This window comes from Vibrio injensis (genome assembly GCF_001895205.1).
Taxonomy (GTDB): domain Bacteria; phylum Pseudomonadota; class Gammaproteobacteria; order Enterobacterales; family Vibrionaceae; genus Vibrio; species Vibrio injensis.
In genome coordinates this window covers 612,482-627,788 of sequence record NZ_BDJF01000016.1, presented here as the reverse complement: position 1 = coordinate 627,788, position 15,307 = coordinate 612,482, and the positions used below count along the sequence as shown (strand labels likewise).

Genomic DNA, 15,307 nt, shown 5'->3' with positions numbered 1-15,307 from the left:
ATGGCGCAAAGTAAAGTCTTAATCGTTGAAGATGATGAGGGACTCCGTGAAGCCTTAGTGGACACTTTGGCCTTAGCCGGATATGAATGGTTAGAAGCTGATTGTGCTGAGGATGCTCTCATTAAACTGAAAACACATCCGGTTGATATCGTCGTCTCTGATGTGCAGATGGCCGGAATGGGTGGATTAGCACTGCTGCGCAATATTAAACAGCACTGGCCAAATGTTCCGGTGCTATTAATGACGGCCTACGCCAATATTGAAGATGCGGTAGCAGCGATGAAAGAAGGGGCAATCGACTACATGGCGAAGCCCTTTGCTCCCGAAGTGCTGCTTAATATGGTCAGTCGCTATGCACCAGTAAAGTCCGATGATGACGGTGATGCCGTGGTGGCGGATGAAAAAAGCATAAAATTACTGGCACTCGCAGAAAAAGTAGCGAGAACCGACGCTAACGTGATGGTCCTTGGCCCAAGTGGTTCAGGCAAAGAAGTGATGTCGCGTTATATCCATAATGCTTCTCCGCGTAAAGATGGGCCGTTTATTGCCATTAACTGCGCTGCTATTCCTGATAATATGTTGGAAGCAACGTTATTTGGTTATGAAAAAGGGGCGTTTACTGGAGCAGTGCAAGCCTGCCCCGGTAAATTTGAACAAGCTCAAGGTGGCACCATCTTATTGGATGAAATCAGTGAGATGGATTTGAATCTACAGGCTAAATTGCTTAGGGTCCTCCAAGAGCGAGAAGTTGAGAGGCTGGGCAGTCGGAAAAGTATTCAACTCGATGTACGAGTTCTTGCGACCAGTAACCGAGATTTAAAAAACTACGTGAAAGAAAATAAATTTCGCGAAGACTTATATTATCGTTTGAATGTGTTTCCAATCACTTGGCCAGCATTATGTGAGCGAAAAGGCGATATTGCACCGTTGGCGACTCATCTTGTCGAGCGCCATTGTAAAAAACTCGGTTTACCAGTGCCGACGATTTCCTCTGCTGCAATGGAAAAGCTTCATCAATACACATGGCCAGGTAATGTCCGTGAACTGGATAATGTGATTCAGCGAGCGTTAATTTTAAGTGAGCAGGCAGATATTACTCAACAGCATATTCTGCTCGAGGGACTTGATTGGCAAGATGCGTCAGGTTTACAACAGTTGGTCGAGCAAGATGAGATTTCCAGCCCACAAATTAAGCCTGTTGCGCAAAGTTTACCGAGTAATCCGACTCCATCGAGTCCTGTCGGATTGGGTGATGAGTTACGGGACCAAGAGTTTACCATTATTATGGAAACGTTAGTTGAATGTCATGGTCGACGTAAAGAGATGGCAGAGAAGTTGGGTATTAGCCCGCGAACATTACGTTATAAACTAGCGAAAATGCGTGATGCAGGGATTGATATTCCTGGGTAAATTGACGTGGCATATTAATTGCTCATTTACTCAATATGAATGAAATAGTCAAAGAATTGGCATTGAGAGGCTGTGATGAGATTAGATGGCTTAAACAACGAGATGCAAGCAATGATGGCGGAAGCAGCTAATGCTCGTCCGGCGGCAACTGGACAAAAAGTTGGCGCTGATTTTAGCCAAATGCTGACTCAAGCCATCAATACGGTTAATGGGTTACAGCAATCATCAAGTCACCTACAGACACGCTTTGATCGCGGAGATGAAGGTGTGTCTTTATCTGATGTGATGATTGCTCGTAATAAATCGAGTGTGGCGTTTGAAGCGACCATTCAGGTACGTAATAAGCTCGTTGATGCGTACAAAGAGCTGATGAACATGCCAGTATAACCATAGGATGTAAACTGTGGCTGAAGACAAACAAACAACCGATCTGGCAATATCTTCTGGTGGAGAGCAGGCGCTTTCGACCTCAATGAGCTTAGATGATGGCTTGCAGAATCCTGATTTAGAAGAAAAAAGTACTTCTAAGCTTGATTTTGCCATGGGCGATTTAGATCTCTTACGCCAAATTGTGCTTGTTCTATCTATCTCTATTTGTGTCTCATTAATCGTGATGTTGTTTTTCTGGGTTAAAGAGCCGGAAATGCGTCCGTTGGGTGCTTTTGAAACTGAAGAGCTGATCCCCGTCTTGGATTATCTCGATCAGCAAAAACAGAACTATCGATTAGATGGCAATACGATTTTAGTACCCAGCAAAGATTTCAATAGTATTCGACTCAATATGGTTCGTTCAGGGTTGAATCAAACTCGTCATGCAGGCGATGATATTTTATTACAAGACATGGGGTTTGGCGTATCGCAGCGTCTTGAACAAGAAAGACTAAAACTCAGTCGTGAGCGGCAATTAGCCAAAGCGATTGAAGAGATGCGTCAAGTCAACCGTGCTCGAGTCTTACTTGCTTTACCGCAACAAAGCGTCTTTGTACGTCACAATCAAGAAGCTTCTGCCTCAGTATCATTAACTCTACGCACAGGGATGAACTTAAAACAAGAAGAGGTTGACTCGATTGTTGATATGGTTGCCAGTGCAGTTCCTGGTATGCGCCCGACTCGGGTGACGGTGACCGACCAACACGGACGGCTACTCAGCTCAGGTTCACAAGACCCAATCGCAACGGCTCGCCGCAAAGAGCAAGAGCTTGAGCGTCGCCAAGAAGAAAATTTACGTAATAAAATTGATTCAGTCTTAATCCCTATTTTAGGTTTAGGCAATTACACCGCCCAAGTTGATATCGAGTTGGATTTCAGTGCGATTGAGCAAACGCGTAAAGTATTTGACCCCAATACTCCAGCCACGCGCAGTGAATACACCTTAGAAGACTATAATAACGGTAATGTGGTGGCGGGAATTCCTGGCGCGTTGAGTAACCAACCTCCTGCTGATGCCTCCATTCCACAAGATATTGCCCAAATGAAAGATGGCTCTATTTTAGGACGAGGCTCTGTCCATCGTGAAGCCACACGCAATTTTGAGCTCGACACGACGATCAGCCATGAGCGGCGTCAAACGGGTGTGATTAATCGCCAGACGGTAGCGGTAGCGATCAAAAATCGTGCAGTAGTTAATCCAGATACTGGGCAAGTGACTTATCAACCATTAAGCGAAAATGAAATCAGTGCGATTCGAACTCTATTGATTGGCACTGTTGGCTTTAATGAAAGTCGTGGCGATTTGCTTAAAGTGCTCAGCATGCAGTTTGCCGAGCCAGAGAGTGATGCGCTGATTGATATCCCTATTTGGGAAAACCCACACTTTAATGATTGGGTTCGTTGGTTAGCCAGTGCACTGGTCATCATCGTGATTGTTTTGGTCTTGGTTCGCCCTGCGATGAAGAAACTGCTTAATCCAGCGGTTGATGATGAGGATCAATTGTATGGACCTGATGGTTTACCCATTGGGGCTGATGGTGAAACCAGCCTAATTGGCAGTGATATTGAAGGGGGAGATCTCTTCGAGTTTGGCTCGGGGATTGATTTGCCTAATCTGCATAAGGATGAGGATGTGCTCAAAGCAGTACGTGCTCTTGTGGCTAACGAGCCTGAACTTGCGGCTCAAGTAGTGAAGAATTGGATGCAAAATGCCTAACGAGATAGTCAAAAAAGACGGTTCTGAACAGGGAATTGATATTTCAACCATTCCTGGTGAAGAGCGCGCTGCTATTTTATTGCTGAGCCTCAATGAAGATGATGCGGCTGGAATTATTCGTCACTTAGAACCTAAGCAAGTTCAGCGAGTGGGTAGTGCGATGGCCAAGGCGAAAGATCTTAGTCAAGATAAAGTTAGCGCTGTGCATCGTGCATTTCTGGAAGACATTCAGAAATACACCAATATTGGTATGGGCAGTGAAGACTTTATGCGTAATGCGCTAATCGCAGCGTTGGGTGAAGATAAAGCGAATAACTTGGTCGATCAGATTCTCTTAGGCACGGGTTCGAAAGGATTAGATTCACTTAAATGGATGGATCCAAGACAAGTAGCGACGATTATTGTCAATGAGCACCCACAAATTCAAACTATCGTCCTGTCTTACCTTGAACCGGATCAATCAGCCGAAATTCTGGCTCAATTTTCTGAGCGAGATCGACTCCAATTATTAATGCGTATTGCTCATCTTGAAGAAGTGCAACCATCAGCTTTAGCTGAGCTGAATGAAATTATGGAGAAGCAGTTTGCTGGTCAGGCTGGTGCACAAGCGGCAAAAATTGGTGGCTTGAAAGCGGCGGCCGATATTATGAACTATTTGGATAACAGCATTGAAAGTATCGCTATGGAGCAAATGCGTGAACTCGATGAAGATCTTGCGACGCAGATTGAAGACTTGATGTTCGTGTTTGAAAACTTAGTTGAAGTGGATGATCAAGGTATCCAAAAACTACTCAGAGATGTGCCACAGGATGTATTGCTGAAAGCGCTCAAAGGTGCAGATGAAACATTGCGAGATAAAATCTTCAAGAACATGTCTAAGCGTGCGGCTGAACTGATGAAAGATGATTTGGAAGCGATGGCACCGATCAAAGTATCCGATGTTGAAGCGGCACAGAAAGAAATCTTGGCGATTGCTCGTAAAATGGCAGACAGTGGTGAGTTAATGCTGTCTGGTGGCGCTGACGAATTCTTGTGATTAATTGTACGGTTGTTGACGACTTCTGTCCTCAATGTCTTTCTTAATGAACTCGCGGTCTTTTTAGTTCGCGATAGGATGCTTCATGACTGGACAAAGAAAGCGCGGTTTTATCCGTTTAGGCTCGGATGGTAATACTGAGTCACCCAAAAAGTGGGGATTACCCGATTATGGTGCGGAGCTGGGAAAGAAAGCCAAAGAAACGGCAATGAATTATGATCCCGCTTGGATGCCAAGTTTTGATGATCCTGAACCAGAGGTTCCTCAAACTTTAACCGATGAAGAAATTGAGTTAATCAAGCGCTCCGCGTATCAAGAAGGAATTGAGCAAGGCAAAGCGGAAGGTTATCAACAAGGATTTGAGCTGGGTAAACAGGGTGGTTTTGAGGTTGGTCATCAAGAAGGATTACAAACCGGTAAGCTCGAAGGGCTCGAAGCTGGTCAGCAGGCCATTCAAGAGCAAGTGAATGTTTTGATTGAATTGGCGGATCAGTTTGCCCAACCGTTACAATTAATGAACGCACAAGTTGAAAAACAGCTCGTCGACATGGTATTGACCTTAGTCAAAGAAGTGGTACATGTAGAAGTGCAAACCAACCCACAAGTCATTTTAGATACAGTCAAAGAATCGGTCGAAGCGCTTCCTATTGCTGGGCATGCTATTCACTTAAAACTCCATCCTGAAGATCATGAATTAGTTAAAAATGCCTATGGTGAGTCTGAGTTAAGTTCACGCCAATGGACACTCAGTAGTGAACCCGCCTTAAATCGTGGTGATGTACAAATTGAAGCTGGTGAGTCGAGTGTCAGTTACCGTATGGAAGAACGCATTCGTAGCGTATTACAACGTTTTTGCGGTACTAATCGTCATCAAGTAGGACACGAGTAATGCTGTCATTGGCCGAGCGATTAGCGCAGTACAAAACACAAGGTTTAACAACGAGACCGGTTGCATCAGGTAAGCTTGTCCGTGTGGTTGGGCTTACTCTAGAGGCGACGGGGTGCCGAGCACCAATTGGTAGCTTGTGCAAAGTTGATACTATGTCTGGTCAAATGGAAGCGGAAGTGGTTGGGTTTTCTGGTGACAGTCTGTTTTTGATGCCCAGTGAGCAGGTGAGTGGTATTTTGCCTGGCGCAAAAGTAACACCTTTGACGGAAGAGGCGGGTTTGGCCGTCGGCATGGAGTTGCTAGGTCGAGTGATTGACGGGATCGGTAACCCCTTGGACGGACTTGGGCCTATCTATACGGATCAACAAGCAACGTTCAATGCCCAACCGATAAATCCGTTATTACGTAAGCCAATTTCTGAGCCGTTAGATGTTGGTATTAAAGCGATCAACGGCCTATTAACGGTTGGTAAAGGGCAGCGTATCGGTCTATTTGCTGGCTCAGGCGTTGGTAAATCCGTCACCTTAGGGATGATGACTCGTGGTACGACTGCACAAGTGGTCGTCGTGGGATTAATTGGTGAACGTGGTCGAGAAGTAAAAGAATTTATTGAGGAAATACTAGGTGTGGACGGTCGTCAACGTGCGGTTGTGGTCGCAGCACCCGCAGACTCCTCACCATTGATGCGACTAAAAGGCTGTCAAACCGCACTGGCTATTGCTGAATATTTTCGCGATCAAGGATTGGATGTTCTGTTATTGATGGACTCCTTAACTCGCTTTGCTCAAGCACAACGGGAGATCGCACTGTCGGTAGGCGAGCCTCCGGCGACTAAAGGCTATCCACCCTCGGTCTTTGCTAAATTACCGGCATTGGTTGAACGGGCGGGCAATGGCGGTCCGAACCAAGGCTCTATTACCGCTTTTTTTACCGTATTAACGGAAGGCGATGATTTACAAGATCCGATTGCAGACGCGTCGCGCGCCATTTTGGATGGTCATATTGTTCTTTCAAGAGAAATGGCTGATGCTGGCCATTATCCAGCGATTGACGTTGAGAAATCCGTCAGTCGGGTAATGCCACAGATCACGACGGATGAGCATATGCTTATGTCTCGAGCGGTAAGACAAATTTTATCGATTTGCCGTAAAAATCAAGATCTAGTCTCGATTGGTGCTTATAAGCCTGGCACCGATAAGGCGATTGATAGCGCATTTACTCTTAAACCAAGGTTGGATCAATATCTTCAGCAAGAAATGAAAGAATCGGTGCCTTATGAGATGTGTATTGGCATGTTAAAAAATGTCTTAAGCATGGAGTAGTCTTGCGATGGACAATGCGTTGGAATTTTTATTAGAGCAAGCCAAGGAGAAAGAAAACCAAGCGGTAATGGTATTGAGCAAGGCTCGCAATGAGCTTGAAGGCTACTATCAGCAATTGAAGCAAATTGAGCAGTATCGACTTGAATACTGTCAACAGCTTGTTGAGCGTGGGCAAGCGGGATTGTCCGCCAGTCAATATGGTCATTTAAACCGATTTCTTACTCAACTCGATGAAACGTTAGCCAAACAACGCGGCGCGGAAAACCATTTTAAGCAGCAAGTTGAGAATAGTCAGCAACATTGGTTGCATATTCGACAGCAACGTCGTTCATATGAATGGTTAATTGACAAAAAACGCACAGAGCAGCGACGTATTCAAGAACGGAAAGAACAAAAGCAAATGGATGAGTTTTCGACGCTCAGTTTTAATCGTCAACGGAATATGCCTAAGTAATCGTCAAGTTATTATCTGTACTTACATGACCTTGATGTTGAAGTCCCTCATCTCAATCGTTGCAGTGAATATATTTAATCATGGCGTAGTTTTTGCATTTATTTAGACTCAGAGTCCGATCATCTCATGCTACACACGATAATTATCGCGCGTAGTTTTATGATTCAGTATCAATGCGAGCGATGTGCCTATGAATATTAATTCAACTTCTTCCGTCGATAATACCTCCATCGCCAATCTGGCGAAAGGCTCCGTTGGGCAGAGTGGCCAAGATTCAGCTAATGCTGAGCCAAGTAGCTTTCTTGATAAGTTAACTTCGCTGCTGTTCAGCGCAAAAGGGGATACTCAAGCAACTAAGCACGATGAAGCCTCAATGCTAATGGTGGCCTCAAGTGATGGAGCTCATTCTGAAGTTGAACTTACGCCGTCAGAATACACAGACGCACCACATGGTTTATCTGAATCTGAACCGTCCCCTTCATTAGACGCTTCTGTTGATGCTGCTCTTGTACGAGCAAGCACTGAACCTCATTCTGAATTGTTTCCAGAAAACAAAAGCGTACAAGTGATGAATGAAGGTGATGATCTATTGGTACGTTTGCAGCAAGCGAATCAGACGCTGACTGGACATAACGGCAAGCCTTTGCCTCATCGTCAGTTCACCGAGTATGATGATACTGAGACCGCGATTCCGATAGCGGCTGAGCGCCACTCTCACTCCGATAATGGGACATTGCCAGTTGAAACTCAGGCCATGTACGGCGCGACAACTCAAGACCATCGTTATCAATATGATGAGAAAGGGCAACTGAAAAACACAGCGATATCTAATGAATCCGATGATCTTGATGCTTATTTGGCGTCGTTCACGGTGACTCCAGAACACGCTATGGCGCCTACTCCGCTAACGCCTGTCCAGTCTTCCATAGATAGTGAGATAATAGATGGTGAGGCGGGTGAACTAGTATTATCGACAGATGATATTGATGTCGAGCCTAGTTTAAGTGCTCAAGCGACTTATCTTTCAGCGAATCAAGGTGTTCACGCCTATCCAAGATCAATGGATAGTGATCTGGCAAAAGTGGAGGATAATACTGACTTGCAAGATGGGGCCCGTAGCAAAAAAGCGGTTGCTGTTGGGGTTTCTGCCGCATTAGCTGGAGCATCTTCTCTCGGCACTTCTCAACCAGCGTCTTCTTCTGCAAATGTAGCGATGAATAATGCGGCTGCTCGGGAAGCTGAAGTAAATGCTGCTATTACCACGAATCGTGTGGCCGCTCAAACTTTGACTCAACCTACATTATTAGAGGGACAAGGCGTTAACGCGGCTTTAGCGAGTTCAACCTTGCTTGCTGGAGCGACAGTAAAAGCACGTTCAGCGAGTGACGGCGATGAGCGTTCTTTAGCTCAACAAATTGCTGCGACTGCAACCCAGTCAAGAGTGAATGGTTCAACACCGCTGCGTCATGAAGCAACACCGATTCAAGCTCAAACTCTTCCTTTGATGCTTAACAAAGGGTTGGTTGCTGACGAAATGGCCGAACGAGTCCAGATGATGATGTCGAAGAATTTAAAAAATATTGATATCCGGTTGGACCCGCCAGAGTTAGGCCGCTTGCATATCCGTATGAATATGCACGCCGATGGTGCTAACATTCAATTTACGGTCACCAATGCTCAAGCGCGAGATGCTTTGGAAGGAGCGATGCCGCGTTTAAGGGAAATGTTAGCGCAGCAAGGTGTGCAATTAGCCGATACGTCAGTACAGCAGCAGAGTTCTGGTCAGCAGCAAGGTTATGCGGCTGAGCGTGGTTCGTCGGGGCATTTAGGTGATGATGACCCACTATTCGATGATGAAAATATTGATGCTAACGTCAAACTTGATTTGAATGTAACAACAAAGCGTGATGGAATCAGTTATTACGCTTAAACTAATAAAAATAAACAGAACCACGTAGAGGATGTTATGGCTGCTGATGAAAATTCACAAGATGCACCGAAAAGTAAAAAGAAACTGCTGATCATTATCATTGCGGCGGCTGTCTTGCTATTAGGTGGCGGCGGTGCAGCGTTCTTTTTAATGAGCTCCGGCAGTGATCAGCAAAGTTCTGATACAGCGAACCGTCGAGCCGCTCCTAGCGTTGCTCCGGTTTCTTACGTTAACATTGCTCAGCCGTTTGTATTTAATGTCAGCGGTGATACGCGAGGGCGAATGGTTCAAGTCAAAGTCCAATTGATGGTTCGTGGAACCAATAATGAAAACTTGGCGCGTTTTCACTCTCCTTTAGTGGAAAGCACCTTGTTAGCGACTTTTGCTTCAGCGACGGTTGAACAATTACGTACTCCATCGGGACGCGTTGAACTGCGCGATAAAGCGACGGAAGATATTAAAGCCGCCATGACACAAGTGGTGGGGGAACCCGTGATTGAACGAGTTCTGTTTACCGATTTTGTAATGCAGTAGGTGAGTCAGTGACCGATTTACTAAGCCAAGACGAAATTGATGCGCTCCTTCATGGCGTTGATGGGGTTGATGACGAAGAAGAAAATTTAGACTCGTCGACAGCCTCTTCATTTGATTTTTCATCACAAGATCGCATCGTCCGTGGACGAATGCCGACGCTTGAGCTGATTAATGAACGCTTTGCTCGGCATATGCGGATTAGTTTGTTCAATATGCTGCGTAAGACTGCCGAAGTGTCGATTAACGGCGTACAAATGATGAAGTTTGGTGAATACCAAAATACGTTGTATGTTCCGACTAGCTTGAACATGGTTCGTTTTCGTCCGTTAAAAGGAACGGCGTTAGTAACGATGGAAGCGCGACTGGTTTTTATTCTGGTTGAAAACTTTTTTGGTGGTGATGGTCGTTATCATGCACGTATTGAAGGTCGGGAATTTACACCGACCGAGCGTCGGGTTATCCAACTATTGTTGAAAATTGTCTTTGCCGATTATAAAGAGGCATGGTCACCAGTTATGGGCGTTGAGTTTGAATACTTAGATTCGGAAGTCAACCCGAGTATGGCAAATATTGTCAGCCCAACTGAAGTGATCGTTGTCTGTTCATTCCATATTGAAGTGGATGGCGGAGGTGGTGATTTCCACATGGTTATGCCGTATTCGATGGTTGAGCCAATTCGAGAATTGCTCGATGCGGGGGTTCAATCGGATAAAATGGAAACCGATGTTCGCTGGAGCTCAGCACTGCGCGATGAAATTATGGATGTACCGATTAACTTTCGAGTTAACTTACTAGAACAAGACATTGCGCTGCGTGATTTAATGGACCTACAGGTTGGCGATATTATCCCAATAAAAATGCCAGAGCATGCGACGATGTTTGTCGAAGAGCTACCCACTTATCGCGTTAAGATGGGGCGCTCTGGTGATAAGCTCGCGGTGCAAATTTCACAAAAAATCAAACGTCCTGAAGCAATGAAAACCGATTTGGCCTTTTTAGGTAAAGATATTATTGCTGAACTAGAAAATGACGAATTAGCCGATGAAGAACAATCTTAAGCGTAAAAATAGGTAGCAAAGATGTCAAAATCAGATGATCAAAAGCTAGCAGATGAATGGGCGGCGGCATTGGGCGAAGATCCGAATGCTCCCGATGTTGATGTCGATGAAATACTGGCTGCTCCATTAGATGAACTAAAAGACACTTCACCGCCGATCACCGAAGATGAGCGGAGAAAGTTAGATACCATCATGGATATTCCTGTGACCATTTCGATGGAAGTAGGGCGATCTAAAATTAGCATTCGTAACTTATTGCAATTAAACCAAGGTTCCGTCGTTGAATTGGATAGAATTGCCGGAGAGTCACTCGATGTCATGGTCAATGGAACGTTAATCGCTCATGGTGAAGTCGTTGTGGTCAATGATAAGTTCGGGATCCGCCTGACGGATGTTATTAGTCAAACTGAACGGATTAAGAAGCTGAGATAGCGGATGAAAAAAACTTTAGGGCTCGTTTTACTCAGTTGCCCAGCTTTTGCCGCTCCCAGCAATTCGTTGGATATAGCGACCACTTTAGGGTCGCTTTTATTCGTACTGGGCTTTATTCTATTTTTAGCTTGGTTACTTAAACGGATGAAAGTCCCAGTTTTTGGTCAGCAAAAGGGATTTCAGATCATTCGCCAACTTCCGGTTGGAACCAAAGAACGAATCATGATAGTCCAAGCAGGGGAGGAGCAGTTTTTGATTGGGGTGACCAGTCATTCGATTCAATTGATTGCTAAGTTAGACTCGCCATTAACTCAAGAGGCGCAGGAAGCAACGCCTTTTGCCAATCAATTGACGCAACTGCTAAAAAAACATGAGAAATAATCACCAATATTACCGTCTCACCCGTGTATTCTGTAAAGCAATGATGCTGCTCAGTTTACTTATTTGGGCTTTTTCGTCTCCACTTTATGCTCAGCAAGAGCTCGCCACCACGATTCCCCCGACTGCCGCTGGTGCACAAGGTGTTACCGTCTCAGCGATGGAGAGGGAGCAAGCGGGTTCAAGGAGTTTAGCCTTATCCAGTCGTAGTGGCGGCGGTGGGATTCCCGCATTCACGATGACAACTAACGCGGATGGCGGTGAAGACTACTCGATTAATCTACAAATTCTCGCTCTAATGACCATGCTGGGCTTTTTGCCAGCGATGGTTATTTTAATGACATCATTTACGCGAATTGTTGTGGTAATGTCGATTTTGCGTCAGGCCATGGGCTTACAGCAAACCCCTTCGAACCAAGTCATTATTGGTATCGCGATTTTTTTGACATTTTTCATTATGTCGCCAGTGCTCAATCAGATTAATGAACAAGCGGTACAGCCTTATCTTAATGAACAGATCAGTGCTCGGCAGGCATTCGACTTAGCTCAAGACCCCATGAAGTCTTTTATGCTTAAACAAACGCGACTTAAAGATTTAGAGACGTTCGTGAACATTGCTGGTTCGAATGCGCAAAATCCGGAAGATGTATCGATGGCGATCCTCATTCCTGCGTTTATTACTTCTGAATTGAAAACGGCATTCCAAATTGGTTTTATGTTGTTTTTGCCTTTTCTTATTATTGATTTAGTGGTTGCTTCGGTATTGATGGCGATGGGTATGATGATGTTGTCCCCGATGATCGTTTCTTTACCCTTTAAGCTGATGCTGTTTGTTTTGGTGGATGGTTGGAACTTAATTTTATCCACCTTGGCGGGCAGTTTTGCTTTATAGCGGGAGAGACAAATGACACCAGAGCTGTTTGTTGAGTTATTTCGTGAAGCCTTATGGTTAGTGTTAATCATGGTTTGCGCGATCATTGTACCAAGCCTAATGATTGGCTTAGTTGTGGCTGTATTTCAAGCCGCAACTTCAATCAACGAACAGACATTAAGCTTTTTACCGCGTCTGATTGTGACTTTATTAGCATTAATGATGTTTGCTCATTGGATGACTCAAATGCTGATGGAATTCTTTTTCGCCATGGTTGAGCGCTTGCCACAAGTCTTATTTTAGGAGCTGTGATGGAATACCCAACCAGTGTCGTCCTAGATTTTATTGCTCATTACTTTTGGCCCTTTACACGCATTTCAGCAATGTTGATGGTCATGACCGTCACTGGTGCGCGATTTGTGTCGCCGCGTATTCGCCTTTATCTTGGCTTGGCTATCACACTGGCCGTCATGCCTGCCATCCCGGTGATTAGCGATGATTTGCAACTGCTTTCTTTTCAAGGTTTTTTAACCACCTTAGAACAAATCATTATTGGCGTTGCCATGGGAATGGTGACGCAATTTTTAATTCAAACCTTTGTTATCCTAGGGCAAATACTTGGTATGCAAGCCAGTTTAGGTTTTGCTTCGATGGTCGATCCTGCGAATGGACAGAATACGCCGCTGTTAGGTCAATTGTTTATGTTTTTGGCGACCATGTTTTTTTTGGCGACCGATGGCCATTTAACTATGATTCAGCTAGTGGTGTTAAGTTTCACCAGTTTACCGATTGGCGCTGGATCGCTGACTAATGTTGATTATTATGAGCTGTCTCAATGGCTGGGTATTATGTTTAAAATGGCGTTGAGCATGTCACTTTCGGGGATCATTGCGTTATTAACCGTTAACCTCTCCTTTGGGGTAATGACTCGGGCTGCTCCACAATTGAATATCTTTTCATTAGGTTTTGCCTTTGCCCTTTTAGTCGGCTTACTGATCTGTGGCTATATTGTTAGTGGTCTATTTGCTCATTATGATCTGTTTTGGGCAGAGGGTGAGCAGCAGATGTGTCGTTTGATCCGCTTGAACTGTTAGGAGACGCTCATGGCAGAGTCTGATGGACAAGAAAGAACCGAAGAGGCCACCCCCAGGCGCTTGCAACAAGCCAAAGAAAAAGGGCAAGTTGCAAGGTCGAAAGAGTTAGCTTCGGTATCGGTATTAATCATTGGTTCAGTCGCCTTAATGTGGTTTGGCGAAATGTTGGCCAGTCGTTTGTATACCACCATGGGGCGATTGTTTTCGCTAAGCCGTGAAGAAATTTTCGACAGTAGTAAACTGTTCGATATTATTGCTGGTACGCTTACCCACTTAATTTTGCCACTGATCCTCATCCTTATTACTTTATTTGTTGCTGCGCTGATAGGGGCTGCTGGTGTTGGCGGGGTAAGTTTTTCTGCTGAAGCGGCAAGGCCTAAGCTGTCTAAGATCAGTCCGTTGAGTGGCTTTAAACGTATGTTTGGTATGCAGAGCTTAGTTGAGCTTTTCAAATCGATACTCAAAGTGCTCTTAGTCGCGGGAGTAGCCTTCTATCTGATTGATGCCTCGAAAAATGATCTTTTCCAACTCAGTATGGATGTTTACCCACAAAATATTTTTCATGCTTTGGAAATTCTGCTTAATTTTATTTTGTTGATCAGTTGCTCGCTACTGGTCGTGGTCGCGATTGATGTGCCTTTTCAGATTTGGCAACATGCTGAAAAACTGAAAATGACCAAGCAAGAAATTAAAGATGAATACAAAGATACGGAAGGTAAGCCTGAAGTTAAAGGTCGGATTCGTATGTTGCAGCGTGAAGCAGCACAACGCAGAATGATGGCCGATGTTCCTCAAGCGGATGTGATTATCACCAACCCCGAACACTTTTCAGTGGCATTACGTTATAAACAAGGAACGGATAAAGCGCCGATTGTTGTGGCCAAAGGGGGGGATTTTCTGGCTCTTAAAATTCGTGAAATCGCCCGTGAACATGAGATCATGATTGTTGCCGCTCCCCCTTTAGCTCGAGCCATCTACTACACCACGGAGTTAGAGCAAGAAATTCCTGATGGTTTATTTATTGCAGTTGCTCAGGTATTGGCTTACGTCTTCCAAATTAAGCAGTACCGCCGTAGAGGGGGACAGCGGCCTGTACTGAAAACGCAAGATCTTCCTATACCACCGGATATGCGTTATTAGTGCATAGCACGTCAGATTAGGTTCTACTCCTGAGGCCGCGTATTACTTGTCCGGAATCGATAATAAGAGCAATAAGGCTCCATTACCCCCAAATTCTAATGGCGCTTGATGAAAAGCAAGGACATCAGGATGTTGAGCAAGCCAAAGCGGCACTTTCTGTTTTAGGATATGTTTACCTATCCCATGTTGTACGCAAGCACAGTGGACATTGTCTTTTAGGCAATAGGCAATCATTGCACCCAATTCTCGTTTGGCTTCCTGTTGAGTCATACCATGCATATCGAGAAACACCTCGGGTGAATAGACACCACGGCGCAGCTTTTTGACCTCATATTTAGAGATATCACTACGCGCATAACGGGTTGGCCCTTCATCACTGAGTAAAGGCACAAACTCATCGGAAAAATAAAAATGAGTATCGCTGGCTTCCCGTGAGTGTCGGCGAATTTCTTTTTGCTTGGGGTTTCTGTTTGGTGGCTGGGTTATGGTATCCTGAGGCAACTTTTTTACGCCTTTTACTGCCTCGTGAAACAGAGCAAAATCATCATTCGCATCGAGATCATCAGGGTGACTGATGTCGGTGTTTTTTTTGTTCATGAAGGTTAAATAATCA

At 44.9% G+C, this 15,307-nt stretch carries 16 protein-coding genes and 1 pseudogene; 16 read left to right on the top strand and 1 reads right to left on the bottom strand.

Going from position 1 to position 15,307, the window contains the following annotated elements:
• From BSR11_RS08120 to flhB, 16 genes and pseudogenes are all read left to right on the top strand, one after another.
• A complete protein-coding gene (locus BSR11_RS08120; RefSeq protein ID WP_072669912.1) occupies positions 1-1,410 on the top strand; it encodes a sigma-54-dependent transcriptional regulator in 1,410 nt (469 codons plus the stop codon).
• Positions 1,411-1,485: 75 nt separating this feature from the next.
• Positions 1,486-1,797, top strand: coding sequence for a flagellar hook-basal body complex protein FliE (gene fliE / locus BSR11_RS08115; RefSeq protein WP_072669911.1), 312 nt, complete (start codon positions 1,486-1,488; stop codon positions 1,795-1,797).
• A 16-nt stretch (positions 1,798-1,813) separates the two neighbouring features.
• Positions 1,814-3,556 (top strand): flagellar basal-body MS-ring/collar protein FliF, encoded by a 1,743-nt coding sequence (gene fliF, locus BSR11_RS08110; RefSeq protein WP_072669910.1) that lies wholly within the window; start codon positions 1,814-1,816, stop codon positions 3,554-3,556.
• Entirely contained in the window at positions 3,549-4,592 is a 1,044-nt protein-coding gene (gene fliG / locus BSR11_RS08105) for a flagellar motor switch protein FliG (RefSeq protein ID WP_072669909.1), read from the top strand. Before fliF ends, fliG begins: the two co-directional genes overlap by 8 nt.
• A gap of 85 nt (positions 4,593-4,677) precedes the next feature.
• The gene (gene fliH, locus BSR11_RS08100) at positions 4,678-5,481 is read left to right on the top strand and encodes a flagellar assembly protein FliH (RefSeq protein ID WP_072669908.1); all 804 of its coding nucleotides are present in this window, start codon (positions 4,678-4,680) and stop codon (positions 5,479-5,481) included.
• Positions 5,481-6,803 (top strand): flagellar protein export ATPase FliI, encoded by a 1,323-nt coding sequence (fliI, locus tag BSR11_RS08095; protein WP_072669907.1) that lies wholly within the window; start codon positions 5,481-5,483, stop codon positions 6,801-6,803. Before fliH ends, fliI begins: the two co-directional genes overlap by 1 nt.
• Before the next feature lie 7 nt (positions 6,804-6,810).
• A complete protein-coding gene (gene fliJ, locus BSR11_RS08090; protein ID WP_072669906.1) occupies positions 6,811-7,257 on the top strand; it encodes a flagellar export protein FliJ in 447 nt (148 codons plus the stop codon).
• Positions 7,258-8,755: 1,498 nt separating this feature from the next.
• Positions 8,756-9,187, top strand: a pseudogene (locus BSR11_RS17640) (flagellar hook-length control protein FliK); the annotation flags it as partial.
• A 36-nt stretch (positions 9,188-9,223) separates the two neighbouring features.
• The gene (gene fliL / locus BSR11_RS08080) at positions 9,224-9,721 is read left to right on the top strand and encodes a flagellar basal body-associated protein FliL (RefSeq protein ID WP_072669904.1); all 498 of its coding nucleotides are present in this window, start codon (positions 9,224-9,226) and stop codon (positions 9,719-9,721) included.
• An 8-nt stretch (positions 9,722-9,729) separates the two neighbouring features.
• Positions 9,730-10,779, top strand: coding sequence for a flagellar motor switch protein FliM (gene fliM / locus BSR11_RS08075; protein WP_072669903.1), 1,050 nt, complete (start codon positions 9,730-9,732; stop codon positions 10,777-10,779).
• A gap of 21 nt (positions 10,780-10,800) precedes the next feature.
• Positions 10,801-11,211, top strand: coding sequence for a flagellar motor switch protein FliN (fliN, locus tag BSR11_RS08070; protein WP_004394768.1), 411 nt, complete (start codon positions 10,801-10,803; stop codon positions 11,209-11,211).
• Between the two features lie 3 nt (positions 11,212-11,214).
• Positions 11,215-11,592: a flagellar biosynthetic protein FliO gene (gene fliO / locus BSR11_RS08065; protein WP_072669902.1), complete on the top strand. Its 378-nt coding sequence runs from the start codon at positions 11,215-11,217 to the stop codon at positions 11,590-11,592.
• Positions 11,593-11,635: 43 nt separating this feature from the next.
• On the top strand, positions 11,636-12,481 hold the full coding sequence (gene fliP, locus BSR11_RS08060; RefSeq protein ID WP_372447542.1) for a flagellar type III secretion system pore protein FliP: 846 nt from the start codon (positions 11,636-11,638) through the stop codon (positions 12,479-12,481).
• 12 nt (positions 12,482-12,493) lie between these two features.
• The gene (gene fliQ / locus BSR11_RS08055) at positions 12,494-12,763 is read left to right on the top strand and encodes a flagellar biosynthesis protein FliQ (RefSeq protein ID WP_072669900.1); all 270 of its coding nucleotides are present in this window, start codon (positions 12,494-12,496) and stop codon (positions 12,761-12,763) included.
• An 8-nt stretch (positions 12,764-12,771) separates the two neighbouring features.
• Positions 12,772-13,554: a flagellar biosynthetic protein FliR gene (fliR, locus tag BSR11_RS08050; protein ID WP_072669899.1), complete on the top strand. Its 783-nt coding sequence runs from the start codon at positions 12,772-12,774 to the stop codon at positions 13,552-13,554.
• A 9-nt stretch (positions 13,555-13,563) separates the two neighbouring features.
• Positions 13,564-14,694, top strand: a complete 1,131-nt coding sequence (gene flhB, locus BSR11_RS08045; protein ID WP_072669898.1) for a flagellar biosynthesis protein FlhB — start codon at positions 13,564-13,566, stop codon at positions 14,692-14,694.
• A gap of 42 nt (positions 14,695-14,736) precedes the next feature.
• Here flhB and smrB read toward each other — a convergent pair whose 3' ends face one another.
• Positions 14,737-15,291 (bottom strand): endonuclease SmrB, encoded by a 555-nt coding sequence (smrB, locus tag BSR11_RS08040; RefSeq protein ID WP_072669897.1) that lies wholly within the window; start codon positions 15,289-15,291, stop codon positions 14,737-14,739.
• Between the last annotated feature and the right edge of the window lie 16 nt (positions 15,292-15,307).

Bases quoted from the DNA above. Each gene is read 5' to 3' on its own strand.
- fliI (WP_072669907.1), top strand. From the start codon at position 5,481: ATGCTGTCATTGGCCGAGCGATTAGCGCAGTACAAAACACAAGGTTTA.
- fliH (WP_072669908.1), top strand. From the start codon at position 4,678: ATGACTGGACAAAGAAAGCGCGGTTTTATCCGTTTAGGCTCGGATGGT.
- flhB (WP_072669898.1), top strand. From the start codon at position 13,564: ATGGCAGAGTCTGATGGACAAGAAAGAACCGAAGAGGCCACCCCCAGG.
- BSR11_RS08120 (WP_072669912.1), top strand. From the start codon at position 1: ATGGCGCAAAGTAAAGTCTTAATCGTTGAAGATGATGAGGGACTCCGT.
- fliO (WP_072669902.1), top strand. From the start codon at position 11,215: ATGAAAAAAACTTTAGGGCTCGTTTTACTCAGTTGCCCAGCTTTTGCC.
- smrB (WP_072669897.1), bottom strand. From the start codon at position 15,291: ATGAACAAAAAAAACACCGACATCAGTCACCCTGATGATCTCGATGCG.
- fliP (WP_372447542.1), top strand. From the start codon at position 11,636: ATGCTGCTCAGTTTACTTATTTGGGCTTTTTCGTCTCCACTTTATGCT.
- fliR (WP_072669899.1), top strand. From the start codon at position 12,772: ATGGAATACCCAACCAGTGTCGTCCTAGATTTTATTGCTCATTACTTT.
- fliN (WP_004394768.1), top strand. From the start codon at position 10,801: ATGTCAAAATCAGATGATCAAAAGCTAGCAGATGAATGGGCGGCGGCA.
- fliE (WP_072669911.1), top strand. From the start codon at position 1,486: ATGAGATTAGATGGCTTAAACAACGAGATGCAAGCAATGATGGCGGAA.
- fliL (WP_072669904.1), top strand. From the start codon at position 9,224: ATGGCTGCTGATGAAAATTCACAAGATGCACCGAAAAGTAAAAAGAAA.
- fliJ (WP_072669906.1), top strand. From the start codon at position 6,811: ATGGACAATGCGTTGGAATTTTTATTAGAGCAAGCCAAGGAGAAAGAA.
- fliG (WP_072669909.1), top strand. From the start codon at position 3,549: ATGCCTAACGAGATAGTCAAAAAAGACGGTTCTGAACAGGGAATTGAT.
- fliQ (WP_072669900.1), top strand. From the start codon at position 12,494: ATGACACCAGAGCTGTTTGTTGAGTTATTTCGTGAAGCCTTATGGTTA.